Below are 24,328 nucleotides of genomic sequence, written 5' to 3'. Positions count from 1 at the left end.
TGCAATGTTTGCTAGCATTCAGCAATGGGCTGGATAGCTCGTACATTATAAAAATTAAATTGATTAAGGGTTAGATCATGAAAAACATCTTGTGCAAATGCTTAGTGGCCTCTGCTGTACTCGCGACATTGTCAGGTTGTAGTAATGACGATGATAAAAACCTAACAGCTTGTGAAGCTGCTGGTGATGCATGTACTAGCTTTACTGTTATTCATACCAATGATAATCATGGCCGTTTTTGGGAAAACAGCAATGGCGAATATGGTATGGCTGCGCGTAAAACTGTGATTGATCAAATTCGACATGAAGTAGAGCGTGCTGGCGGTGAAACCATTCTTTTATCTGGTGGTGATATTAACACTGGTGTACCTGAGTCAGACATGCAGCAAGCCATTCCTGACTTCATGGGGATGAACCTATTAGGTTATGACGCTATGGCAGTGGGTAACCATGAGTTTGACAATCCTCTAAGCACACTTGATATGCAGTCAACATTGGCTAATTTTCCAATGCTTGCAGCTAACATCTATGACAAAAATGCAGACGCGCGCTATTTTGAACCTTACCGAGTGTTTGATATTAATGGCGTAAAAATTGCGATTATCGGTTTTACCACTGTTGATACCCCCAAAATTGTTAATCCAGAAAATGTCGACAGACTGACATTTACCGATCCTCAAGACGAGCTGCCTATTGTTCTTGCTGAAATCGAAGCCAATGAAGACGTTGATATGGTGTTTGCTGTAACCCATATGGGTCATTATGCTGACGGTAATCATGGTACAGAAGCCGCTGGTGATGTGATGCTAGCTCGCTCAGTTGAGCAAGGTCAACTGCACGCGATTATAGGTGGTCATTCACAAAACCCAGTATGTATGGAAGGGGATGAGTACGCCGACTTTGCTCCAGGTGATGACTGTAAACCTGATCAGCAAAATGGGACTTATATCATGCAAGCCCATGAATGGGGCAAGTACGTTGGACGTGCTGATTTTGAATACATGGATGGAGAGCTAACGCTGGCAGAATACTCACTCATCCCAATTAACTTAAAGCAAGAAGATGAAAGTGGCGAGTTAGTTTTCATTACTGAAGAAATTGAAAAAGACCAAACAGTATATGACACCTTATTGCCATATCAACAGCGCGGTCAAGAATTGTTAGATGTGGTGATTTCCTATACTGATGGTAAGTTTGAAGGCGATCGTGAAGTCGTACGTGTTGAGCAAACAAACCTAGGTAACCTGCTCACTACAGCTTATTCTGAATTTGTTAGCAATAACTTCAATGTCACTGCAGACTTTGGCGTAATGAATTCAGGTGGTGTCCGTGCTTCTATCGCTGAAGGTGATATTTCATATCGTGATGTGTTAACTGTACAACCATTTGGTAATTTCGTATCTTATGTCACTATGACGGGTGCGGAAGTTGAAGACTATTTAGCTGCTGTGGCAGTTAAAAGCGGTGGTGGTTTCCCACAATTTAACCATGTAGCTATGGATGTGAATTGTGATGCTGAAACCGTCGATATTGCTTCTCTTGGTGGCCGTAGTTTCGATTTAGAAGATGATTATACCTTCTCGTTAATCCATTTCAGTGCTGCTGGTGGTGACGATTATCCAGTTATTAATCAACATAAAAACTACATAGATACCCAATTAACCGATGCAGCAGTTTTTCGTGAGTACTTTGTGGCAAACCCTGTATTATCAGCTGCCGATTATGCACCTGTAGAAGGTCAATTAAATTTCTACCGTAATGGCGCGTTAGTGAAAAGTTGTGCTCAATAATTTCTTTTGATTAACTAATGAGTAAGTTAAAAACGGTGTAAATTGAAAAAGGTAGCTACGGCTACCTTTTTTGTTTCAAGCTTAACGGTGCTTATGGATTGGTATAAGATAGCCGCAATTCATCATAAAGGATTTAATTATGTCGTCGGTGACAACCCTACTAGAACGTATAACAGTTGAACCAGCTACACCTGCGAAGTCATGTGTCATTTGGTTACATGGCTTAGGAGACTCAGGAGCCGGGTTTGCGCCCGTCGTGCCTGTTTTAGGTTTACCAAGTGATCATAGTATTCGATTTGTTTTTCCCCATGCACCAGAACAAGCGGTGACCATAAATGGCGGCTATATCATGCGATCTTGGTATGATATTAAAAGCATGGATTTACATGATCGAGCCGATATCAATGGGGTGTTAACCTCTGAAATCGCAGTAAAAGCGCTGATCAATGAACAAATTGAATCGGGTATTAGCGCTCAAAACATTGTGCTGGCAGGTTTTAGCCAAGGTGGCGTCATGAGTTTATTTACTGGGTTGAGGTTTGAGCAAAAACTTGCAGGCATTATGGCATTGTCATGTTATTTACCCGCAGGAGAGGCTTTACCTGAGGGCTTAAGCGAAGCTAACAGTGATACGCCGATATTACAAAACCATGGTGAGCAAGATGAAGTGGTGCCATTATTTGCTGGAAAAATGGCCCATGATGCCTTAATTAAAGCAGGCTATTCGAGCAAGTGGCTTACTTACCCTATGGCACATAGTGTTATACCTGCGCAGTTGTCCCACATTGGTCAATGGCTAACCGATAAACTCGGGAAAGCATAACTGGCACTTTAGTGTGGCTGTTTCAAATTAAGTACAATGTCACTATTAACTTGTGATAGTTAAATGCTATAAAAAACAAGAGGCTTAGCGCTGTTATGGCGCTGAGCCTTTTTTATATTCGAACAGCTCAATCATTTGGCTAAATCCCTTTTTATTATATTGGACAATCTGCGTGTATTAATAAAAACTAAATCATTGTTATTTAAAGTGATAACTTAAAAATAAATCACAATATTTAGTAAACTTTTGTTAAAATACAGCTCGTTTTATGTAGTGAAACTAGTTGCAAACAAATTGCAGGCAACTTGTATTAAATTGAAGGTTTACGGATAACATAATGATAAGAAAAATTCCGAGTCTACTGGTCGTCATCGGTGTATTAACCAGTTTAACTGCGTGTGATCGAAAACCTGACTGCGAAGATAATAATTGCACTAAATTTACTGTGGTGCATACCAATGATAATCATGGTCGTTTTTGGCATAACAAAGCGGGTGAGTATGGCATGGCAGCGCGGTTTACTGTCATTGATGGTATTCGTAAAGAGGTCGCCGCAAATGGTGGGCATACCTTAGTGTTATCAGGTGGCGACATCAATACGGGTGTACCAGAATCCGACTTACAAAACGCCATCCCCGATTTTATTGGCATGAATATGATTGGTTATGATGCCATGGCGGTGGGCAATCATGAATTTGATAACCCATTATCAGTATTAGCTGAACAAGCTGAATTGGCGACATTCCCAATGCTCGCTGCCAATATCTATGATAAAGAATCTAATCAACGTTATTTTGAACCTTATAAAGTGTTCAAAGTGGGTGATATTGACATTGCTGTAGTGGGGTTGACCACTAACGACACACCAAAGCTAACTAATCCATTGCATACAGAATCGTTGATTTTTACCGATCCTATCGCGGAAATGAAGCAGTTGTTACCGCAAATAAAAGCCAATGAAACTGTAGACTTAGTGTTTGCAGCTACCCATATGGGCCATTATCAGGATGCAGATTTTGGCAGTAATGCCCCTGGTGATGTCACGATGGCTAGAGCGTTAGAGGAAGGGCAGTTAGACGCCATTATCGGCGGGCACTCGCAAAATCCAGTGTGTATGGCTGGTCGCAACAGTGAATATGATAAAACCTTCACCGCGGGTGACTCTTGTCGTCCAGACAAACAAAATGGCACTTGGATTATGCAAGCCCATGAGTGGGGACGCTTTGTTGGCCGCGCTGATTTTGAATACATTAACGGTAAATTGTATTTAGTGGACTACCGATTAATTCCAATTAACTTAAAGCGAATGGCTTTTGGTAAAAAGCTTGCTTGGCCAGTAGGTGAGCATGTTGAGCGTAACCCTGAGGTTGAAGCGGCGTTATTACCTTATCAGCAAAAAGGCAGCGCAGAGCTTGATGTGATCATAGGTAAAGTAGATGGGCTATTACAAGGCGATCGCAAGGTGGTGCGTGCCCAGCAAACCAATTTAGGTAGGTTAATTGCGAAAGTACACAGTAATAAAGTGCGCGCTGACTTTGGTATCATGAACTCTGGTGGCGTCAGAGCCTCTATTCCGGCAGGAAATATTGCTTATCGTGATGTGCTCACGGTGCAACCATTTTCAAATACTATTGGTTTAGCAGAAATGTCAGGTGACAAATTAATTAGCTATTTATCAAAAGTGGCTACCAATACCCGAACTAGCGGTGCTTATGCGCAATTTTACGGTATTGATATGACTGTAAAATGTCGTGATCAAGACGTTGAAATTCATAGTATTAATGGTCAGCCTTTTGATATATCGGCAACCTATCAGTTCTCTATTCCAAGTTTTAGCGCAGCAGGTGGTGACAATTACCCTAAGATTAATATTCTTGAAGCGGGTTATGTAGATGCCATTGAGCTTTATGAATACGTTAAGAAAGAGAAAAATATTCAAATTGAGGATTATAATCCGAAAAATGAAGTGAAATTTACCCAATCTAAAAGTTCATTAGGCTGCAGTATTTATTAGTATCCATGAGTTAATGTTAGCTTCTGTTAGCATTTAAACCTAAAGGCAACCACTTGGTTGTCTTTTTATTTGAAAATTTTTATCTTTTTAAGATATTGATTATTAATGGTTATATTTAAATTTATTGGCTGAAGGAAAAATTATTTTTGCTAATTTACTTGAAAAATAAAATATCGTTCTCATATCTAGTTGTAAGTTAGGCACGCTCAATAGAGGTACTAACTAGCATTACGCCGCAAGGGTAATGACAAACAGCCAATAATGGCATTTTATTTTTCACATATTGCTTTAGACAAGGATATGACAATGCGTAAATTTAATTTAACTCCAGATTTAACTCCTCTTTATCGTAGTGCGATTGGTTTTGATCGTTTAGCTAAAATGGCTGAACACGCCGCAGTACAAAATGGTAACACCGGTTACCCTCCATACAACATCGAATTACTTGGCGAAAATCGCTACCGTATCACTATGGCGGTTGCTGGATTTAGTATGCAAGAACTTGATATCACTAGCGAAGGTGACAAGTTACTTATCAAAGGCAGTAAAGTGGCTGCAGTAAACGATGAACGTAAATACTTACATCAAGGTATCGCAGAGCGTGGATTTGAGCGCACTTTCCAGTTAGCAGACCATGTCAAGGTTGTTGGTGCTGAATTAGAAAATGGTTTATTAAATGTTGATTTATTAAGAGAAATCCCTGAAGCGTTAAAAGCACGTAAAATTCAAATCAATTCTGCGCGCAGCGCTACCAGTAATACGATTGAAAGTTAATGCGTTACCGCCCTTTAGGTAAATAATAAAGGGCACTAGTTTCATCTCTTCCCTGATTTTTGCCCAACTAGATTCATTTTCCTAGTTGGGCTTTTTGCCTTATGACTGTTTATAAAGCCCCTCACAACAAATTGACGCCACATTATTGATCCCACATTAAAGTCACTCTCAACAAAAGCACTTCGCGATAACGTCGCTTTCAATAAAAGCACTGCTCGTAAAAGTCACAAGCCCCTATTTAAGCGCTCTATCTAAAATGACCGCACCAGCATCATTGTTACCCAGTTCATCATTAGGATTGTATATGGGGCAGTTTTTCATTGATAAACATCCACAACCAATACAGCCATCTAGAGAGTCACGTAAATTAGTCAAATAATTGATTTTTCTAGTTAACTGATTTTGCCACTTGGTCGATAGCAACGCCCAGTCTTCAGGGGTTGGGGTGCGTTCATTGGGAAGGTGGCTAAATGCCTGCTTGATATCCTGCAAGCTTATTCCCATGGTTTGGGCGGCTTTTATCACGGATATCCGCCTGATCACATCTCGGCGATAGCGGCGCTGATTGCCTTGATTGCGCAAACTGGTGATCAAGCCTTTTGATTCATAAAAATGCAGGCTTGAGACTTTTATGCCGCAACGCTTGGCCACTTGCCCGACTGTTAAATCAATTTCATCAAGCATCAAAATATTCCTATTACAGTAAAAATAATACTTTACCTCAACCAAGGTTGAGGTTTTATAGTGGCACTATATTACAACAAGTTGATTTAAAAATCGTTGCAATGCAGGAGGCAAAATGACGTATTTAATTTTTAAAACTGAACAAGTGAATACATTCAGTCATCGAACAACAACTCCGGTTACCACAGTAATCAAACCCTCTAAGGAAGTGGTCACTGAGCAAGCTTATGATGCTTCAGATGACCCAAGCCGCTCCCCAAGTGGCGCTAAGAATCATGATTTGTCAGCAGAAAACGCAATCACAGCGGTTATTGAACTAAGCCGAACCCTATTCAATCAAGTGATGATTAATAAGTAATGTCAGCTTTTTAAAACAAGGAATATGATTATGCGATTAGAGCATTTAAATTTAGTAGTACAAAATTTAGACGCTAGCTTAGCGTTTTATCGGGCAGCTTTTCCCCATTGGCAAGTTCGCGGCGGTGGTGAAGGTGAGTGGCATGGGGTGCAGCGTAAATGGCTGCACTTTGGTGATGAATATAATTACTTATCGCTTAACGATGGCGGTAAAGGAAAAATGCGTCCCAATGAAGGTTATGATTTAGGCTTAGCCCATTTTGCTTATGTGGTGTCAGATCTTAAAAGTTTAATGGCAAGAATGGAGCAAGCTGGTTTTGAAATAGCGATTAAAGGCCGTGAAGATACTTACTCTGACAGTGTTTATTATCTTGACCCTGATGGCATTGAGGTAGAGTTTGTCCAGTATTTAACGGATATTCCCAGTGAACGAAATCGTTATGTTTAAGTTTCATTGGCGCTTATAAATAGTATAAGCAACAGTAAAAACGAACAGTATTAGTTGGAGATTTATCTTAAGTCGGAGTCAGTATGCATCTTAATCAAGTTACCTTAACGGTTAATAATATGACTAAAGCCTGTGAGTTTTATTTAACTCTCGGTTTTACTCAAATCGTTAATACTGCCCATTACGCTCGTTTTATGTGTCCTGATGGTGAGGCCAGTTTTTCATTAACCTTAGATGAGCTGCAATTGAATATGAGTGATAACCGAACCGTTATCTATTTTGAACATGAGCAACTAGATGAATGGGTTAATCAGCTGATTAAAAAAGGCATCGAATTTGAAACTTTGCCCACAGATCAAGACTATTTATGGCGTGAAGCAAGGCTGTTTGATCCTGCAGGTAATAAGATAAAGCTGTATTGGGCAGGAGAGAATCGATTAAATCCACCGTGGCGAGTGACTATTCGTGATAAATAACCATCCACAATTAACCATTAACCATTAACCATTAACCATTAACTACAGATACTCATACTGAGGTAATCAGCATTAAAAAAGCGCCGCTATTAAATTAGCGGCGCTTTAAACAATATTGACCAAGTGTGGCTTTTAACCTAGCGGCTATAAAAATATCAGCCTATTTACCCCAAGGGTTTACAGCACCAGTGCCATTGGGCACTGATCTGCTGGTGTTATTTTTACTAGGCTTGCGAGAGTCTGAGCTTCTATTCTCGCCGCGGTCACTAGTTTTATATGGGCTTTTAGCTGCGCTTTCTTTGTTAAAGCGTTTGGCTTTATTTTTATCGTAATGATTATTCTTTGGCTTATCTGACTTGCCACGAGAAAGCGTTGGCTTGTCATCAGTTTTCGCTTTTGGCACTTTGGCATTCTTAGGGACAAAATCTAAGATTGAAATCGGTACTTCTTTACGCGTAGTAAAGCCTTCAACTTCTTTACGGACAATTAAGTGACCCAAACGGCGCTCAATTGCGCAGAGATTTTTAAAGTCATCTTTTGACACCAATGACACTGCAATACCAGACGCCCCAGCACGGCCAGTACGACCAATGCGATGCACATAATCATCAGCAGGGTATGGTAAGTCGTAGTTAATGACGATAGGTAAGTCATCAATATCAATACCACGAGAAGCAACACCAGTGGCAATAAGATAGGTGATTTTTCCATCTTTAAAATCTTTAAGTAATTGCTCACGTATCGGCTGGCTACGACCACTATGAAAAGACTCTGCAATAATGCCGCGCTTTTCTAATTGAGTCACCAGCTTTGCTGCACCGTGTTTAGTTTCGATAAAGATCAGCGCTTGTTTCCAATCGTTGTCTTTAATTAACTGGCTTAGTAATGCTGACTTCTTTTCTTTATCAACGGTAACTAACCATTGATCAATTTTTGGCGCTGCGTCAGCATCTTCAACCACTGAAATTTGCACTGGGTTACGCATAGCTGATTTAGCCAGAGCGCGAACTTGGTTAGACAAAGTGGCTGAAAACAACATGTTTTGACGTTCATCAGGCAACAATTCGATGATGCGGTTAATGTCTTCAATAAAGCCCATATCCAGCATTCTATCGGCTTCATCAAGCACTAACACTTCAAGCTCGTCAAAGTTAACGGCACGTTGAGTATACATATCCAGCAAACGGCCAGGCGTTGCCACCAGGATATCAATGCCTTCAATGAGCTTTTGCTTTTGGGCATTACTGTCAACGCCGCCATACATGACCATTGAATTTATTGATAAGTTCTGGCTGTATTTTTTGATGTTTTGCTCAACCTGAATCACCAGTTCACGGGTAGGTGCTAATACCAGTGCTTTGACGCGTTTGCCACGTACCTTATGGGGGGCTTTAAAGCGTTCGATAATAGGCAGTACAAAGCTGGCTGTTTTACCGGTGCCGGTTTGCGCCGCGGCAATGATATTTTTACCCGATAAAGCAACAGGTATAGCCTTAGATTGAATGGGAGTCGGCTTGGTATAACCTAAAGAACTAAGTGCACTGATTATTGGATCGCTTAATCCCAGCTTCGAAAATGGCATGTGTAATCTCGGGTAAAGTAAAATGATAATTAACAACACTGTCAGCAATGATTAATGTTTGGCTTAGCGTTAATCATGGCGCAGTGGTAAAGAATAGCTGGTTAGTATAACAGAGTGAGCAAAATATAGGGTAGGGCTGTTTTCGCTTTAAGCGTAAAGCTAACAAGGTGAATCAATATGATCTGTCGGCAGTCAATAAAGTTTTGACGCAGCAGTTCTTGCCTGTATGGCCTACGTTGATTTGAATCCAATTCGCGCGCAAATGGCTGCAACACCTGAAACTTCAGATTACACTAGTATTCAACGATGCATAAATTCAGCGATTAAAGGTGAGCAACCCAAAGAGTTACTGGCATTTGTAGGAAATGAACGTTTAGTGTAGTGACAAGGTGAATTTGGCCACTCATTTGTAGTTGAACTCACTTAGCATAGAAATTTTAATCCTAAATTCACCAATTAGATTTAGAGATCTAACTCGGAAATGTCCAGAGGTGAGTTACAAAATGATCAAACGATATTGTTTTCAATTGACAATAACTTCACTTCAGCTAGTGAAAACGATCAAACTTCATCAAGTCGAAGTTCAATAAATAAGCAAGCCCCTGCCATTTCTGATCAAACATTATTGCTCTCAAACATGAACAGTGAATCAATTAGGTCAAATTTATAAGTTAACAATAATAAGCATAAAAAAGGGAGCTAATCAGCTCCCTTTATTGTGACACTTTTTTATACATAGACTTGTTACTAGCCATGTAAAAAGTAAACACTATGCTTTCATGACTTTCTCGCCACGGGCAAGACCTACAACGCCTGAGCGAGAAACTTCAATTACCTTTGTGACTTCAGCAAGCGCGCTGATGAAGGCATCTATTTTTTCGCTGGTACCGGCCATTTGAATGGTATACAAGCTGGCGGTGACATCCACTATTTGACCTCGGAAGATATCAGCAGTGCGTTTGACTTCTTCACGCATCTCTCCTTGGGCTTTAACTTTGACCAATGCCAGTTCTCGCTCAATATGGGCATTTTCAGTTATGTTAGAGACTTTTAAAATATCAATTAACTTATGAAGTTGCTTTTCAATTTGTTCGTGAACATCAGCTTCAGCATTCACCGTAATATTAAGGCGTGACAGGGTGGTGTCTTCTGTTGGCGCAACGGTTAAGCTTTCGATGTTGTAGCCACGCTGAGAAAACAGTCCAACCACACGAGACAATGCCCCTGGTTGGTTTTCTAATAATACAGAAATAATACGACGCATTAGCTTCTCTCCGTTTTACTTAACCACATATCTTTCATTGCTTCTCCACGGATCAACATTGGATAAACATGCTCTGTTTCATCAACGCTAATATCAACAAAGACTAACTTGTCTTTCATTGCCAATGCTTCAGCTAACTTTGACTCTAATTCGTTAGGATCACTAATCGTCATGCCAACATGGCCATAAGCTTCAGCGATTTTGGCAAAATTAGGCACTGAATCCATATAAGAGTGTGAATGACGACCTGAATAAATCATGTCTTGCCATTGCTTAACCATACCTAAGAAACGGTTATTCAAATTAATGATTTTTACTGGGGTGTCATATTGCAGCGCAGTTGAAAGTTCTTGAATATTCATTTGGATTGAACCATCACCCGTAACACACACTACGGTTTCATCTGGCATCGCCATTTTTACGCCCATGGCTGCAGGTAAACCAAAGCCCATGGTGCCAAGCCCGCCTGAGTTAATCCAACGGCGTGGCTTATCAAATGGATAGTAAAGCGCGGCAAACATTTGGTGCTGACCCACATCAGAGGTGACGTAGGCATCGCCATTGGTTAATTTATGCAGTGTTTCGATCACTTGCTGTGGCTTTATGCGATTACTTGATTTGTCATAGGCTAAACAATTTTTTTCGCGCCATTGATTAATCTCAACCCACCAAGCATCAAGCGCTTCGCTGTCGTTGGTTTTTTCGGTGTCATCAAGTAAAGCTAACATGCTATCGAGGATATTTTCAGCAGAGCCAACAATCGGTATATCCACTCGTATGGTTTTAGAAATAGATGCCGGATCAATATCGATATGCAAAATGGTGGCATTAGGGCAATATTTTTCTACATTATTGGTGGTACGGTCATCAAAACGCACCCCAATACCAAAAATTAAGTCACAGTTGTGCATCGCCATATTAGCTTCATACAAACCGTGCATGCCTAACATACCTAAACATTGTGGGTGAGTGCCAGGGAATGCGCCTAAGCCCATTAAGGTATTAATGACTGGAATATTGAGCTTTTCAGCTAGGCGAATAATTTGTTGGTCGCAACCTGAAATAATAGCGCCGCCGCCCACATATAACACAGGTTTTTTAGCCGATAACAGCGCTTGTAATCCACGGCGTATCTGACCTTTGTGGCCTGCTGTTGTCGGATTGTAAGAGCGCATATTAACGCTTTCAGGGTAAATGTATTCGTGCAGGACTTCAGGGTTTAAGCAATCTTTTGGTAAATCAACTACGACAGGGCCAGGTCTACCGGTTGCTGCAATATAAAAAGCTTTTTTGATGATTTCGGGGATTTCACGGGGATCTTTAACTAAAAAGCTATGTTTGACAATAGGGCGTGAGATCCCAATCATGTCACATTCTTGGAAAGCATCATTACCAATCAAATTACTCGGAACTTGGCCTGATAAAACCACTAAAGGAATAGAGTCCATGTAGGCGGTAGCAATACCGGTAATGGCGTTAGTAGCACCAGGACCAGAGGTTACCAGTACGACACCCACATCACCGGTGGCGCGGGCATAACCATCAGCCATATGCACAGCTGCTTGTTCATGTCTTACTAGGATATGCTCTACGCCAGAATCTTTGTGCAGCGCATCATAAATATCTAAAACTGAGCCACCAGGGTAGCCGAAAATGTGTTTTACGCCTTCATCGATTAACGAGCGCACTATCATGCTGGCGCCGGATAATTTTTCCATTGCTAAATCCTCTTAAGTTACCGTTATGGTAAACAGTATCTTGCTACAACGACGGTAATCGTTCTAAAAATAAGCCCGAACGGTAATTCGAACTCGCTTATCTACGCAGTAGAAAACCGCCTCAGATAATTTGACTAAATATGTATCTTGCTGATTTCCAAGATACCTTCATCATATTTATTTTTGAGCACGATACAAGTGTCTTGTTGAATTAAAGTAATTTAGATGAAAGTATTTCATGATTGTTTAAGATAAATGACAATTAGGCGTTTTAAATTAATTAAAAAGCGTGAAAACTGCAGAAACTTGAATTAAACCGAGTATATTACGCTTGCTTGTATTGTGTTGTTTTTCGGACAGGTATTTGCTGAGTTTAAGGCGACTTTATTAAAATGTTTAAATAGGAAATATATGGACCCATCTGTTGTCATGTTGATGTTATCGGCCGCACTATTTTGCGCGACCATGACGGGCACACCCGGTCCTAATAATGTGCTATTGGCTAACTCTGGTGCTAATTTTGGTGTTAAACAAACAGTGCCGCATATGATTGGGATCCGTGTAGGCCAAACAAGTTTACATGTGGCTATGTTATTGGGCTTAGGGTCTTTATTTGAGTCATGGCCGCTACTACATCAGATGTTAAAATATGCATCCATTAGCTATTTGATCTATCTCGCAGTCAAAATAGCCACGCAACATGGACGCAATCAAGCCAGCGAAAGGGCTAAGCCGATAACCTTAGTTGAAGCGGCCTTTTTCCAATGGATAAACCCTAAAACATGGATGGCTTCAATTAGCTTATTAAGCGCATTTACTATTAGTGGTGATTTATATTGGACAACGGCAATTGGTGGGGTGCTGGTATTCAATATTGTAGGGCTACTAATGTCATTGCTTTGGGTACTGATAGGCTCTTCTATCAGTCAGAAGTTAAACACACCTATTCGTCAGCGAAATTTTAATTGGTTGATGGCGGCGATGTTACTAAGCACATTACCTATGGTGTTAGTGTGAATTTAAACGGCTCTTTATGAGCCGTTTTATTACAAGTTCAAGCCGCTAGATGATTAGTTTCTTGGCTGGGTACGTTGAAACAATAAACAACCCATTACCAGCATTACTGATAACAACATCATCGCCGAAAATGGCACCGCGGTGCCAGTATAAAAGAAAGCCAATAAAGGACCAGCTAATGAGCCAAAGCCAAATCTCAGAGTGCCAATTACAGCCGTTGCAGTACCGGTTTCTTTTTTAAATTTCATCAACACAATGGCATCGGCATTAACTGACATCACTCCTAAACAGCCCATTAATGGGATCAGCATGGCGACAGTAAAGTGGTAACTCAAGCCTAAAAGATTCACCAGCAACAAACCTGCGGCTGCTAAGGTGGCAAACACGGTTGCAGCAAACAGCATTCTGTTTGAGCCAAAACGCCCGACAATTCGAGAGTTTAAAATGTTCGCCAACATCAGAGCGCCGACATTAGTACTGAATAATATTGAAAATAAGGTTTTATCTAAATCAAAGACTTCCATATAAATGAAAGGCGAAGCTGTTAAATAACAGAAAAACGCAAAGGAAGTCAGTACTCCGCAACTAATATTGAGTTTCACACCTTGGCGGCTCAGCACGGTTTTATAGGCGTTTAAAAAAGACTTATTACTGCGGGCATCTTTTGCTTTGTCGCTGGGCATTTTTAATTTAAAAATAACCAACAAAAGCAAAAATATAGCATAACAACTTTGGCTTAAAAAGATTAACGGCCATTCACCCACTTCTAAAATTAAACTGCCTACACTGGGCGCAAGTAACGGCGCTAACATCATTATTAAGCTGACGTAAGACATTCCTTTGGCAGTATTGTCACCATAAACTTCCTTAATATAACCAGGTACCACAACCGTGGCAGCTGCGCCAATAAATGCTTGGGAAAAACGCAGCGCTAAAAATAACTCAATATTAGCGGTGATAGAAATAAAGAAACTGATTAAGGTAAACCCACTTAAGCCAAAAATGACCAAGGGCCTACGGCCAAAGCGATCAGCAAGCGGGCCAAAAGTGAGCATCCCTAGCGCGTAGCCCGCAAGGTAAATACTTAACGATTGCTGCACTGTAGTGACATGGGTTGAATAGCTGTCAGCAATGGCAGACATTGCTGGTAAATACATATCGATGGCTAATGGGGTTATGGCCACAATCGCAGCCAGCATCGGAATAAGCATGGCAAGGTTTGGGGAGTTCTGCGCCGAGGTCACAGAAGGAGAGTTAGAAGACATGCTGACAAAAACCTCATTGGATAGACATAAAATAGGATCACATCGAAGAATTTTATAGGAAAGAGAGTACGAAATTCTGGCAAAATTTTACCATGAAAAAGGTGATCAGCATCGAAAAATATCAGGAATTAAGTGTATTTTAATCTTTACTAAATCAGACTGTTGAGGCTTAACATTAAAGTAACATTGTTGTCGTTTTAGTGTCATCGAACTTGAGTAGCTTAGCGCCCAACTTTGCAACAATTACTTAATAGAGACTAAAGCATGAAAACGAAAATTTTTCCGTTAACCACACTTTTGCCGTTAACCACAGTAATGTCAATGATGCTGCTAGCAGGCTGTAATGGTGATGATGGTCTTAATGGCGTTCAAGGTGTTGATGGTACGAATGGTTTAAGCTCGTTAATCTCAATCACTGAATTAACTGCTGGCAATAGCCAGTGTCCATTTGGTGGTCAACAGATCGACACGGGGATTGATGTAAACATAAATGGTGTTTTAGACACAGATGAAGTGCTTGCTGGCCAAACTCAAATACTATGTGCTGAAGCTCAAGGTCAATTGCAGTTAGGGCTAATCGGTCGTTATGAATCAGGAATTTATGGCCAAAGCGCAGCAGAAATTGTTGACTTTCATCAGGCTAGCAACAGCGTATATGTAGTTAATGCACAAAGTGGCATGTTAGATGTCCTAGACTTATCTTCGTTAGCAAGGGTTAGTTCCGATGACATAACTGCGATTACTTTAAACAACCTTACTAAAACCTTAAGTGTAAACGTTGCTGAAGATGCTGAAATTAATGATTTAGGCAGCGTCAACAGTGTCAGTATTTATGGCGACTTATTAGCCGCTGCAGTTGAAAGAGCTGATAGTGCCGGCAATGCGACCCAAGGCAAGGGTATCGTTGCATTTTATCAATTATCAGCCACTGCAGAGCCTGAATTTATTAAGGCCGTAGAAGTAGGGGCATTACCGGATAATGTGGTTTTTACCCATGATGGTGCCAAACTGGTTATAGCAAATGAAGGTGAGCCAAACTCTGATTATAGCGTTGACCCAGAAGGTACTATTGCGTTGATAGAGATTACCGATGGTCTGCCAGCAGATACTGCTACTTTGATTGATTTTAATGAATTTAATCTAGGTGAAGCTCGCCATAATGAGCTTAGTAATATGATTAAGATTAATGGACCAAACGCTTCAGTTTCACAGGATCTTGAGCCTGAGTATATTGCAGTGTCCAAAGATAATCAGTTTGCTTATGTCAGCTTACAAGAAAACAATGCTATCGCAGTGATTAACTTAGAGAATAATACCGTCGAAGCCATTAATGCTTTAGGCCTTAAAGATTACGGTAAAGCAGGTAATGAGCTTGATGCCAGCGACAAAGATGATGCCATTAATATCGTTAATTATGCTGGTGTCTATGGGATGTATCAGCCTGACACTATCGCCAGTTATCAATGGCATGGACAAGACTTTATTGTCACAGCCAATGAAGGTGATGCTCGTGATTATGATGGTTTTTCTGAAGAAGCCCGCGCCGATGATTTGATTTTAGACTCAAGCCACCCGCAAATATTAGCCGCCCAAGATAAAACTCAATTAGGCCGATTAAAGGTTACCACTAGCATGGGTGATGATGATAATGACGGCGATTTTGATAGAATTGTATCTTATGGTGGCCGCTCATTTTCTATCTGGAGTCATGCTGGTCAATTAGTCTTTGATAGTGGTAATGACTTTGAGAGGATTACCGCAGCAGTGCTAGGTGAAAACTTCAACAATCATAATGAAGAAAGCAAAGGCGATAGTCGCAGTGATGATAAAGGTCCTGAGCCTGAAGCGCTAGCGATAGGTAGAATCGGTGATAAAAATTATGCTTTCATCGGCTTAGAGCGTACATCTGGGATAATGATTTACGATATTACTAATCCTTTTGACGTCAGTTTTATTGACTATGTGGTGAACCGTGATTTTGATATCGACTTTGAAATAGACGGCGAAACCATGAGTGGGCAACCTGAGCTTGTGGGTGATTTAGGCCCAGAAGGGATGAAATTTATTCTAGCTGAGGATAGCCCTACAGGTTTGCCATTATTAATTATTGGCAATGAAGTAAGCGGCAGCACCAGTGTTTATCAAATAAGTTTTAATTAGCACAAAATAAGCTAAATCCATCGTTACACTCGAGCAGCAATCTTGACTCAGAACACTTACTCCAAAGACCAATATCAATTGATATTGGTCTTTTTGGTTTTTTGGTTCGTATGAGACAAGACATTATTGTTGTTTTTAATAGCAAAAAGGTGATTTTATTCTGATCTAGATCATGTATTCTGTCATTGTTTGATCAAGTTAACTATTTATCTAGGAGCACTCAATGGCATACGCAGACAGTCATACTTTTTTAATGGGTGAACATGTCATTTTAGAGCCGTTAACACTCGAGCATGTGCCAGCGCTAAGTCTTGCAGCTGCTGATGGCAACTTATGGGAGCTTTGGTATACCTCGGTTCCACATGCCAATGATATGAAAGCTTATGTTGAAAAAGCCATAGCCCAAGAACAACTTGGCGAAGCATTGGCTTTTGCCGTGCGGGACAAAACATCAGGTGAGGTGATCGGTAGCACCCGTATCTGCCAATGGGATCAACCTAATCGTCGCTTAGAAATTGGCTACACTTGGTATGCAAAACGTGCCCAGCGCACCGGTGTTAACACCGAAACCAAATTGTTATTACTCGATTATGCGTTTTCAACCTTGGATGTCATGGCGGTGGAATTTCGCACCCATTGGCACAATCAAGCATCAAGGCAGGCAATTACGCGTCTTGGGGCTAAGCAAGATGGGGTGTTAAGAAACCATAAACTTTTGAAAGATGGCACAGTCAGAGACACAGTTGTTTACTCCATTATTGATTCAGAATGGCCAACGGTTAAGCAGCATTTAAAGCATCGTTTAGCTCATTACCAACAACAATTTAGCAATAGCATTGCGCACTCAGAAATTAATTACTAAGAAAGGATACAGTATGTTTAAAAAAGGATATCAGTTCGCCGCTGCGATCACGTTAGTTGCCACTAGCTTAAGCGTACAGGCGCAAGATAAAGCTGAAGCCGCATTTACTAATGAATTAGTCCAATGTGCCGCATATTATCAAATTAGCTCTAGCATGATTATGGGTATGAATGCGCCGCAGATGAAACCGGTTGGTGAAAGATTGAAAACATCAGCAGTTGAAGCTGAAAAATTAGCCGCGGGCTACTTAAGTGCCGAAAAGGCGGCTAAAGCGGTCACAGAAGCGAAAAACCAGCAGCTTGCCAGTTTACAAGGCCAAAGCGGCTTAGGTCCGTTAATGAATAAATACAAAGAAGTGTGTAAAAAAGCGGTGTTAGATCCTAAGGCGCGTCTCGATTACTGGGCAATGGTCACTATGTAATTTTAAGTTTGCGGCGCGCCAAGGTATTTTAAACCAAGGCGCGTTAGTTTTGTTAAAGTCTGAGCTAGTACATATAATGCAATTATCCCTCATGCAGTTAATTCTCATACCAAGCTCCAAGCCATAATCGATCGACTGAAATCGGTATTTAGTCATTTATTTTTGAGTCCATTTCCCTTTAGCTGTTTGGATAAAATGACTTTTTCTGGCTGCGGCAATGGCTTTTTGCGCGGCTCTTGCAGCGACATCTTCAGTGGATAATTTATTCTTTTTGGCAATTTTTTGATAATGTAGCTTTCGCTTACTATTTACCTCAGTTATTAATGTTTTTGCGTCGTTATCATTGACCACCAAACCAAGATAACCATTAGTTTGCTCACCAACTAATCCTTGGTCTTTAGCTTGTTGCAATGTCAACGCAGCTACATTTGAACTCAGTGTTAACCCTAGAAGTAACGTTAAAACTAAAGCCATGATTTTTGTGTTCATTATTGCTTCCTTATTGATTAAAACAGCTCATCATCTTCTAAAAGAATATCGAGCTCTTTATCGATTTTTATAATGATTTCATGCTCAATTTTTACATTAAGATTAATGACAATAGGCTTATCTGGTGGCTCAATTTTAACGGTTGGGGTACAGGCGCCTATCAGCAGTACTGATGCGGCAATAAGAAATATTCGGTAAATCGACTGAGTGTTCACAAAGGTGTCCTTTTACTTCACGGAACGTTCAATATCATTTTGCAGTTGGTTACCAATCTGCGTGCTTTTGTATAATTGAAATAGGTTCTCTTCATGAGAGTAGTTCAAATGAATAGGTCGTTCAATATCTTTGCTTTGTCCTTTTACTTGAACGGCTAATTGGGCATCGCCATTTTGTTGCATATCAAGTGTGCTTATTAGCTCGGAATACTGCAAGTGTTCTAATGCTTGCGCCACTATCTCTAAATGAGGTTGGCTTGCTTTCACTTGCTCAAGTGCTGGGTTATTAGAGACTTTGATTAAGCCGCCAGGGGCTCGGGCGGCTAAATGGCCTCCGGCAATATTAATTTTTCCATCAACTAAAGTCGCGGGTAAGACTCCGTCAAAGATCCCATCGGCATATACGCCTACTTGAGGCTGTGCTGCCAGTAAGGTTTGTAAACTAATGCCGTTAAGCATCAAATAGCCTTCTGACTTATCGTGTAATTTTAAAAAAAACTCAGGTATTAAAAACTCGCCATCCAGTAAATTGCCCCGTGCTGTTAAGTTGACGTCTGTATCACTTAAACCTGTGATTTCTTGTAACCAGTTCTTGGCAGGTATTTGCTCATTTTTACCTAATGAAATATCGGCTTTGAGATTGAGTTCATCTAAGTTTATGCCGACATAGGCGTTAGCAATGTTTAGCTCAGTTTGTTGACACAATAATCGACTTTGGCTGTAGGTTTTTGCTAATAATTGTGAGCTATGGGCTTGTTGCCAGTTAAATTGGCATTGGGCATTGATACTGCCATTATCAAAAAACATTTCGTTGTACTGCGCCTCAACATCAGAGAGTGACTGAGTAAATTTCATTTCAAATAAGGATACCCCTTGGCTTTCAACAAGGGCAAAACCAGCATCCAATTTATTATGGCCTGCAATGGATAAATCACTCGGCAGCATTTGAGTTTGCGCTAACACTCCAAGCAGAGGGGCTAAATCAGAGTCAGTGTGCCACTGACCGGCTAATGATAAAGGGTTATTATTTTTAGGTAGTTGCAGTAGGTGGTAGCTCGATAGTGCTAGCTCATCAAGTAGCCAAAGCTCTTTACCTGTGAGCAGCTGGCTGTGTAACTGCAGGTTTTGCTCAAGGGTTAAGCTGTCTAATCGCAGTAGTGGATAGCGGCGCAGTTTTGATTTAGTCGGGATCAATTTATCGATGCGGATATCGTTTAATTGCCAGATTAAATCACTGCTATTGCGCTGATTTAATAATGACGTAAGTAAGCTTGGTTGGCTTTTGATGTCATTAGTTGAATTGTTACTAGCTAGATTCTTAGGCTGGTTCATACTTGAAGGTAAGAGCTTTGAGGTTAATTCATCCACGGGTAACGTCGCTGGCATAAATAACTCAATTGCTTGTTTAGCATCAACAGCAAATTGGCCTAAATGTATTTCAAGCGATTCTTTGGCGTTAATCGTATCAGTTGCCGTGCTTAGATCTTGAAGATGAAACTTATCAAATCCGAATGAGAAGTCATTGAGCTTTATTTGGCTGCCGTCAATGGTTGAACTAAGCTCGCTAGCCCCTTGTTGTTGCCAGTTAAGTCCCTCAAAGGCGATAAGTTTGTTGGCAGATATTAAGCTTAAATCACTAAGCTGTAATTGAGCGTTTTGTTTGAGGCTAACTTTGGTTGTGGGGTGATTTTGACTTAGCTGATGCTCAACAGCTAATTGGCCTGTTAAGCTTGCGCCATCAATAATTAAAGTACTGTCGACATTATCTAAGTGACTTAAATCAATTGGTTTAACTTGGTTGATATCAACATTTATTGCGCTTTTTACTTGGTAGTTTTCATTAGCAATAGCGGCGCTGTTATCAGTAAAAATGAGCTGAGTAGTAAGCAGTGGATGGGCTATTTGTGCATTGAATGAAGCTATATGTAAATCATAATGGCTATTTGAGTTTGGGCTATCGTTAGCCAGTGTGATATCCATGTAAGTCGGTGAGTTAAACGCCAAAGACCAGTCAATAGTGGCGTCACCCTTAGGTAATCCTGTATTTGTCTCGGCGCTAAGCTTAGCAACTTGAGTCAGTAATGACTGTATATTGTTCTCACTTTGGTTTTTTTCGAGATTTTGGCGATCTTCGACTTTTTGATTTACGTTGGCAACGCTATCTGCACGATTACCTTGAATATCATTTAAGTAACCGCTGAGTTTTATAAGCGCCTTTGGGCTGGTGGATTGCTGCCACGAAAACGGCGCTAAAGAAATTGATACCCGCTGATTAGCATTATGTGTATCTTGTGGCTGATAATTAACCTCGAGGCTGATGGGCATTTCAGGTTTAAAGCTAATAGTACTATTAACGTTATTGTCAGCAGTTGGCGCGATTTCAATATTGCTAATTTCGTGATGACTGCTGATTGACCCACTTGGTAAATCTAATCGTGTTTGCCCTAACCAGTTGCCATTAAATTGATAATTTGCCGCTGAAATAGGCGTTATTACAGGGGCTAAAGCTTGGGATAATAGTTGTAATCCCTGCTGTTCATCTGTATTCGTGGTGGCCGTTATTCTCTGAGTCACTGACTGTTCCAGCAATTGCAGGCTTTGGAGCACTTTATTGATATCGACATCGGAATTAAGCTGCCACTCACGTGGATTTAGGCTTAGCGCAATATCAATAAACTCTTGCTGCATAAGCAACAGCTTACCTGTCAGTATTGTTGAAGTTGAAGTAGCAAAAGATGTAGCAGCGCTTTTTTTACGACTTGTTTGATTAACTGCTATGTTTTGATTTTGACCACTGGCAGCAAGGCTTAAATTATGCGCCTCGATTAACGGCTGAGTTAAGTCTTTATCATCAGCCCAGTAAATATTTATCTTAGCCAGCTCAATGAACGGCAAATGATTGATACTCAGGCCGACATCAGCGTCAGTTGTTGCTTGGTTATCTTTACCCACAAAACGGCGCTTAAGAAATGAATAACCTAAGTTAACATCAATTCTTTCTACTGTAACAGCCTCAAAATCTTGTATTGTCAGAGCCATGTTTTTTAATGCGCCATAGCCATCGACTAATCTTAGCTCGGCATTGTGTAAGCTAATTACACTATCTTCATACTCAAGGGAGATAAATTTAAAATTGAGTTTATTAACAGTATCAAAGCTAACCGCGAGATCTTTAACCTGAATATCATAAGCCGAGGTGAGGGTGTTAAGTACTTTTAAGGCGATAGGGCGAAAATTTTGTTGCAGCACAAGCAAGCCTAATGCAATGGTAAAAAAGCATAGGATAAAGAATCGTTTAACAGTAAAAAGGCGAACTGTCATTTGGGCTGAGTAGTCTTTTAAGATATTGATTGTAAGCTAGTTTATCACAGCAGTTTACTCGCTGATATCACCCTGTTAACAACAGCAGGTTAAGCTGTGCTATTAACAGGGAAATAACTGATGCAAATTATGCTTATCGCCAGCGAATGTGGGTTGTGAGGGTATGACTTTCACCTGCTTGCAAGTGAACTTCATCTTCTAATACGTTAGCCGCTTCAAGGCAAACCATAGTGAGATAGTCATTATCATTAAAGCGAGATAAACGCTGGGACTTATCAATCCACGGATTCCATAACACCGCAGACTGGCTGTTTTCACGGCTGACTTCAATATCACCAGCTGCAGTATGCAGTACCTGGGTTTGTGCTAAACCTGTATAAACTCGGTCAGTTTCACGGTCAAATAACACGTCGTCAGACTCTTGGGCAAAAGGGCCTTTGGCAAATTCTATGTATTTGGAATCTTTAAAGCCTGAGGCTTTAAGTTGATGAATATCCTCAATAGGAAAATAACTGTGCAATGCTTGGGTAAAGTTAATTGGGTAATCAGCATTGTTTTTATTCACTATGCTGACAGTTAACGTTTCAGACAGTGAAAATAATACACTTACCTCAGTATCATGTGGCCAATACTGTTGCTGCTCGGCTGAAACTTTCAAGGTAAACACTAAATCAACAATTTGATTGCGCATTTTAACGGATGCTAAAGACCATAAACTGGTGCGGGCAAAACCATGCTGCGGGAAACCTTCAATGTCACTGGCACCAAACCATGGCCAACATATTGGAATGCCGCCGCGAATACCGTTACCCGGCTGATAATCATCAGCATCAGAGACCCATAACAAAGGCGCTTTATCTTTGGGCTGGAAAAAATCTATTTGAGCCCCTTGATGAAATATACGTGCCTGACAAAGTGGGGTATTAACTTCGACAAATTCCAAACCGTTTGGGTGTTTTTTAGTGGTAACCGAACCCATAATGCGTGTTCCTTGTTGTAGATATCGTTAGAGAAATAACTAAGCTCTAGCTTACAAAGTTTTGCGACATAACTTAAGCTATTTGGGCTTTGATTTTATGGTTTTAGTGTTCGGCAAAAGCGATAAGCAATAATGCTAATGTTGCCGAGATTAAGTATTAAGTGATGCGCTTTAATATAATCATTTAATTTAGCTGCGGCTGAAATGTAATAAGCGATTATTGGCCGGCATTGAGGTGTCGGCTTGTAAGCTTAGGCCTTGATCGCTTGCAAGTGATGTTATCCACTCTATATCTCTAATACCGCTTTGAGGGTTATTTTGCTTAAGCCACATATCAAATTGCGCATTACTGTCGCTACTAAATTGACCTTGATAATTAAACGGCCCATAAATTGCGACATTAGCATGTAAATTAAGATATTGCCCTAAGCCTTCAAAAAAGGCGACTACCATAGATTCGCTCATAATGTGAAGAGTATTGGCGCTAAATAAACCATCAATGTTTGTCGCAATTTGTGCACTTGGCCAAGCCTTGGTGACATCAAGTTCGATTGCGGCTAGTAGGTTTTCAGGGCCTTCAATGTGGATGCGGCTATTAAGCTGGGCTAAGTAATCACTTTGATCGCTAGCTTGCCAGATTAAGCGAGGTAAATGTTTAGCAAAATAAACACAATGCTGACCAGTACCACTGCCGATTTCTAATACTTGTGTTGAACTTGAAAAAACCGACTTTAACTCAGTTAAAATCGGTTTTTTATTATTTTCACAAGCTTGGGAAAACGGCAGTTGAGAGAGTTCGCTTAAGATAGGTCGACCTTTTCCATTTCTAATTGCTGCAATGCGATAACTGCTTGGGTGCGGTTTCTCACCCCGAGTTTACGAAATATTGCTGTGGCATGGGCCTTAATTGTTGCTTCAGATACACCAAAGTCATAGGCGATTTGCTTATTGAGTAAGCCTTCTGCAAACATTTGCAATACCCGATATTGCTGCGGGGTTAAGTCTGAAAGCTTACTGGCCATTTGGCTTGAAGGATCATCAGAAACGGGGAGTACTTCAGTTCCTTTAGGCAGCCAAATATCTCCTTGAAGAACGCCATCAAGGGCTTCTTTAAGGGTATCCATAGATGCCGATTTAGGAATAAAGCCTGAGCTACCGTAATGAATAGCACGACTGATGGTTTGGATATCTTCGTGAGCTGAAATCACCACCACAGGAATGTCAGGGTAATGGCCACGTAAATGTATTAGCGTAGAGTACCCATGGGATCCCGGCATTTGAAGATCAAGTAAAATGAGGTCAAGCTCACTGGCTTTATCATCAAGTATATGTTGCAGCGCTTCAGCACTGTCTGCTTCAAACCAATTGGTACCTTGAAAGGCATTACTTAACGCTTGTCTTAATGCATTTCGAAATAATGGATGGTCATCGGCAATAATTATATTTAAGTTATGTAGCTTCATGGCTTTTTAATAGTCTTGTTTGCACGTGAAGAAGATTTAATGTAACAGATAAGTAAGATAAAATTCTAGGGTTTATCAAATACAAAGCGGCAAACGAACAATTTAACTCATTATTTTAGACTTTTGTCTAATAAGCTTATGGGTTAAAGGCATGATTGTACGTAAAAACAGAAAGTAACGGAGCGAAAGAGTCATTCCGTTACTTA

General features: G+C 40.5%; 22 protein-coding genes and 1 pseudogene. 12 read left to right on the top strand and 11 right to left on the bottom strand.

What is annotated here, in order from left to right:
* Nucleotides 1-77 precede the first annotated feature (77 nt).
* The 4 genes from ushA (Q4533_RS07315) to Q4533_RS07300 all read left to right on the top strand — a co-directional run bounded on the left by ushA (Q4533_RS07315) (nucleotide 78) and on the right by Q4533_RS07300 (nucleotide 5,401).
* Nucleotides 78-1,790: a bifunctional UDP-sugar hydrolase/5'-nucleotidase UshA gene (gene ushA, locus Q4533_RS07315; RefSeq protein ID WP_303502521.1), complete on the top strand. Its 1,713-nt coding sequence runs from the start codon at nucleotides 78-80 to the stop codon at nucleotides 1,788-1,790.
* Between the two features lie 148 nt (nucleotides 1,791-1,938).
* A complete protein-coding gene (locus tag Q4533_RS07310; RefSeq protein ID WP_102519695.1) occupies nucleotides 1,939-2,613 on the top strand; it encodes an alpha/beta hydrolase in 675 nt (224 codons plus the stop codon).
* 337 nt (nucleotides 2,614-2,950) lie between these two features.
* Nucleotides 2,951-4,627, top strand: coding sequence for a bifunctional UDP-sugar hydrolase/5'-nucleotidase UshA (gene ushA / locus Q4533_RS07305; protein ID WP_102519677.1), 1,677 nt, complete (start codon nucleotides 2,951-2,953; stop codon nucleotides 4,625-4,627).
* A 306-nt stretch (nucleotides 4,628-4,933) separates the two neighbouring features.
* Nucleotides 4,934-5,401: an Hsp20 family protein gene (locus Q4533_RS07300; protein WP_303502520.1), complete on the top strand. Its 468-nt coding sequence runs from the start codon at nucleotides 4,934-4,936 to the stop codon at nucleotides 5,399-5,401.
* 234 nt (nucleotides 5,402-5,635) lie between these two features.
* On the opposite strand, the gene soxR is transcribed toward Q4533_RS07300, so the two are convergent.
* Complete coding sequence (gene soxR / locus Q4533_RS07295) at nucleotides 5,636-6,085, bottom strand: redox-sensitive transcriptional activator SoxR (RefSeq protein WP_303502519.1); 450 nt, start codon at nucleotides 6,083-6,085, stop codon at nucleotides 5,636-5,638.
* A 115-nt stretch (nucleotides 6,086-6,200) separates the two neighbouring features.
* Between soxR and Q4533_RS07290 the strand changes: the two genes are divergently transcribed.
* The 3 genes from Q4533_RS07290 to Q4533_RS07280 all read left to right on the top strand — a co-directional run bounded on the left by Q4533_RS07290 (nucleotide 6,201) and on the right by Q4533_RS07280 (nucleotide 7,366).
* Nucleotides 6,201-6,443 (top strand): hypothetical protein, encoded by a 243-nt coding sequence (locus Q4533_RS07290; RefSeq protein ID WP_102476241.1) that lies wholly within the window; start codon nucleotides 6,201-6,203, stop codon nucleotides 6,441-6,443.
* A gap of 27 nt (nucleotides 6,444-6,470) precedes the next feature.
* Nucleotides 6,471-6,890 carry a VOC family protein gene (locus Q4533_RS07285; protein WP_102438333.1) on the top strand — a complete coding sequence of 140 codons (420 nt, stop codon included), beginning with the start codon at nucleotides 6,471-6,473 and terminating at the stop codon, nucleotides 6,888-6,890.
* An 83-nt stretch (nucleotides 6,891-6,973) separates the two neighbouring features.
* Entirely contained in the window at nucleotides 6,974-7,366 is a 393-nt protein-coding gene (locus Q4533_RS07280; protein ID WP_102476242.1) for a VOC family protein, read from the top strand.
* Nucleotides 7,367-7,526: 160 nt separating this feature from the next.
* Here Q4533_RS07280 and Q4533_RS07275 read toward each other — a convergent pair whose 3' ends face one another.
* Nucleotides 7,527-8,948 (bottom strand): DEAD/DEAH box helicase, encoded by a 1,422-nt coding sequence (locus Q4533_RS07275; RefSeq protein ID WP_102476243.1) that lies wholly within the window; start codon nucleotides 8,946-8,948, stop codon nucleotides 7,527-7,529.
* 205 nt (nucleotides 8,949-9,153) lie between these two features.
* Between Q4533_RS07275 and Q4533_RS07270 the strand changes: the two are divergent.
* Nucleotides 9,154-9,321: pseudogene (locus tag Q4533_RS07270) on the top strand (transposase); the annotation flags it as partial.
* A gap of 396 nt (nucleotides 9,322-9,717) precedes the next feature.
* On the opposite strand, the gene ilvN reads toward Q4533_RS07270, so the two are convergent.
* Both ilvN and Q4533_RS07260 read right to left on the bottom strand, forming a co-directional pair.
* Entirely contained in the window at nucleotides 9,718-10,212 is a 495-nt protein-coding gene (gene ilvN / locus Q4533_RS07265) for an acetolactate synthase small subunit (RefSeq protein WP_076537586.1), read from the bottom strand.
* Entirely contained in the window at nucleotides 10,212-11,930 is a 1,719-nt protein-coding gene (locus Q4533_RS07260; RefSeq protein WP_102438190.1) for an acetolactate synthase 3 large subunit, read from the bottom strand. Before Q4533_RS07260 ends, ilvN begins: the two co-directional genes overlap by 1 nt.
* 411 nt (nucleotides 11,931-12,341) lie before the next feature.
* On the opposite strand from Q4533_RS07260, the gene Q4533_RS07255 reads away from it, so the two are divergent.
* The gene (locus Q4533_RS07255) at nucleotides 12,342-12,947 is read left to right on the top strand and encodes a LysE family translocator (RefSeq protein ID WP_303502518.1); all 606 of its coding nucleotides are present in this window, start codon (nucleotides 12,342-12,344) and stop codon (nucleotides 12,945-12,947) included.
* Nucleotides 12,948-13,000: 53 nt separating this feature from the next.
* Here the strand turns inward: Q4533_RS07255 and Q4533_RS07250 are convergent, their stop codons facing one another.
* Nucleotides 13,001-14,212, bottom strand: a complete 1,212-nt coding sequence (locus Q4533_RS07250) for a multidrug effflux MFS transporter (protein WP_303502517.1) — start codon at nucleotides 14,210-14,212, stop codon at nucleotides 13,001-13,003.
* Between the two features lie 264 nt (nucleotides 14,213-14,476).
* Here Q4533_RS07250 and Q4533_RS07245 point away from each other — a divergent pair, with 264 nt between their 5' ends.
* From Q4533_RS07245 to Q4533_RS07235, 3 genes are all read left to right on the top strand, one after another.
* Nucleotides 14,477-16,372, top strand: a complete 1,896-nt coding sequence (locus Q4533_RS07245; protein WP_303502516.1) for a choice-of-anchor I family protein — start codon at nucleotides 14,477-14,479, stop codon at nucleotides 16,370-16,372.
* Between the two features lie 223 nt (nucleotides 16,373-16,595).
* Nucleotides 16,596-17,234 (top strand): GNAT family N-acetyltransferase, encoded by a 639-nt coding sequence (locus Q4533_RS07240; RefSeq protein WP_102438183.1) that lies wholly within the window; start codon nucleotides 16,596-16,598, stop codon nucleotides 17,232-17,234.
* Between the two features lie 13 nt (nucleotides 17,235-17,247).
* Nucleotides 17,248-17,655 (top strand): hypothetical protein, encoded by a 408-nt coding sequence (locus tag Q4533_RS07235; RefSeq protein ID WP_102438181.1) that lies wholly within the window; start codon nucleotides 17,248-17,250, stop codon nucleotides 17,653-17,655.
* Nucleotides 17,656-17,811: 156 nt separating this feature from the next.
* Here Q4533_RS07235 and Q4533_RS07230 read toward each other — a convergent pair whose 3' ends face one another.
* The 6 genes from Q4533_RS07230 to Q4533_RS07205 all read right to left on the bottom strand — a co-directional run bounded on the left by Q4533_RS07230 (nucleotide 17,812) and on the right by Q4533_RS07205 (nucleotide 24,122).
* The gene (locus Q4533_RS07230) at nucleotides 17,812-18,144 is read right to left on the bottom strand and encodes a YdbL family protein (RefSeq protein ID WP_102476248.1); all 333 of its coding nucleotides are present in this window, start codon (nucleotides 18,142-18,144) and stop codon (nucleotides 17,812-17,814) included.
* Nucleotides 18,145-18,161: 17 nt separating this feature from the next.
* The gene (locus Q4533_RS07225) at nucleotides 18,162-18,344 is read right to left on the bottom strand and encodes a YnbE family lipoprotein (protein WP_241901002.1); all 183 of its coding nucleotides are present in this window, start codon (nucleotides 18,342-18,344) and stop codon (nucleotides 18,162-18,164) included.
* A 27-nt stretch (nucleotides 18,345-18,371) separates the two neighbouring features.
* Nucleotides 18,372-21,608, bottom strand: a complete 3,237-nt coding sequence (locus tag Q4533_RS07220; protein ID WP_303502515.1) for a YdbH domain-containing protein — start codon at nucleotides 21,606-21,608, stop codon at nucleotides 18,372-18,374.
* Between the two features lie 205 nt (nucleotides 21,609-21,813).
* Nucleotides 21,814-22,659, bottom strand: coding sequence for a D-hexose-6-phosphate mutarotase (locus Q4533_RS07215; protein WP_102438173.1), 846 nt, complete (start codon nucleotides 22,657-22,659; stop codon nucleotides 21,814-21,816).
* A gap of 189 nt (nucleotides 22,660-22,848) precedes the next feature.
* Nucleotides 22,849-23,490: a DUF938 domain-containing protein gene (locus Q4533_RS07210; protein WP_303502542.1), complete on the bottom strand. Its 642-nt coding sequence runs from the start codon at nucleotides 23,488-23,490 to the stop codon at nucleotides 22,849-22,851.
* Entirely contained in the window at nucleotides 23,460-24,122 is a 663-nt protein-coding gene (locus tag Q4533_RS07205) for a response regulator transcription factor (RefSeq protein ID WP_076537614.1), read from the bottom strand. Before Q4533_RS07205 ends, Q4533_RS07210 begins: the two co-directional genes overlap by 31 nt.
* Nucleotides 24,123-24,328 lie beyond the last annotated feature (206 nt).

Origin of the sequence: Shewanella sp. 6_MG-2023 (assembly GCF_030547195.1) — a bacterium.
Classification (GTDB): Bacteria; Pseudomonadota; Gammaproteobacteria; order Enterobacterales; family Shewanellaceae; genus Shewanella.
This window is presented reverse-complemented; position numbering and strand designations above follow the sequence as displayed.

Bases quoted from the DNA above. Each gene is read 5' to 3' on its own strand.
- Q4533_RS07240 (WP_102438183.1), top strand. From the start codon at position 16,596: ATGGCATACGCAGACAGTCATACTTTTTTAATGGGTGAACATGTCATT.
- Q4533_RS07245 (WP_303502516.1), top strand. From the start codon at position 14,477: ATGAAAACGAAAATTTTTCCGTTAACCACACTTTTGCCGTTAACCACA.
- Q4533_RS07260 (WP_102438190.1), bottom strand. From the start codon at position 11,930: ATGGAAAAATTATCCGGCGCCAGCATGATAGTGCGCTCGTTAATCGAT.
- Q4533_RS07300 (WP_303502520.1), top strand. From the start codon at position 4,934: ATGCGTAAATTTAATTTAACTCCAGATTTAACTCCTCTTTATCGTAGT.
- Q4533_RS07255 (WP_303502518.1), top strand. From the start codon at position 12,342: ATGGACCCATCTGTTGTCATGTTGATGTTATCGGCCGCACTATTTTGC.
- Q4533_RS07215 (WP_102438173.1), bottom strand. From the start codon at position 22,659: ATGGGTTCGGTTACCACTAAAAAACACCCAAACGGTTTGGAATTTGTC.
- Q4533_RS07235 (WP_102438181.1), top strand. From the start codon at position 17,248: ATGTTTAAAAAAGGATATCAGTTCGCCGCTGCGATCACGTTAGTTGCC.
- Q4533_RS07280 (WP_102476242.1), top strand. From the start codon at position 6,974: ATGCATCTTAATCAAGTTACCTTAACGGTTAATAATATGACTAAAGCC.
- Q4533_RS07230 (WP_102476248.1), bottom strand. From the start codon at position 18,144: ATGAACACAAAAATCATGGCTTTAGTTTTAACGTTACTTCTAGGGTTA.
- ushA (WP_102519677.1), top strand. From the start codon at position 2,951: ATGATAAGAAAAATTCCGAGTCTACTGGTCGTCATCGGTGTATTAACC.
- Q4533_RS07205 (WP_076537614.1), bottom strand. From the start codon at position 24,122: ATGAAGCTACATAACTTAAATATAATTATTGCCGATGACCATCCATTA.
- Q4533_RS07275 (WP_102476243.1), bottom strand. From the start codon at position 8,948: ATGCCATTTTCGAAGCTGGGATTAAGCGATCCAATAATCAGTGCACTT.
- ilvN (WP_076537586.1), bottom strand. From the start codon at position 10,212: ATGCGTCGTATTATTTCTGTATTATTAGAAAACCAACCAGGGGCATTG.
- Q4533_RS07250 (WP_303502517.1), bottom strand. From the start codon at position 14,212: ATGTCTTCTAACTCTCCTTCTGTGACCTCGGCGCAGAACTCCCCAAAC.
- ushA (WP_303502521.1), top strand. From the start codon at position 78: ATGAAAAACATCTTGTGCAAATGCTTAGTGGCCTCTGCTGTACTCGCG.
- soxR (WP_303502519.1), bottom strand. From the start codon at position 6,085: ATGCTTGATGAAATTGATTTAACAGTCGGGCAAGTGGCCAAGCGTTGC.
- Q4533_RS07290 (WP_102476241.1), top strand. From the start codon at position 6,201: ATGACGTATTTAATTTTTAAAACTGAACAAGTGAATACATTCAGTCAT.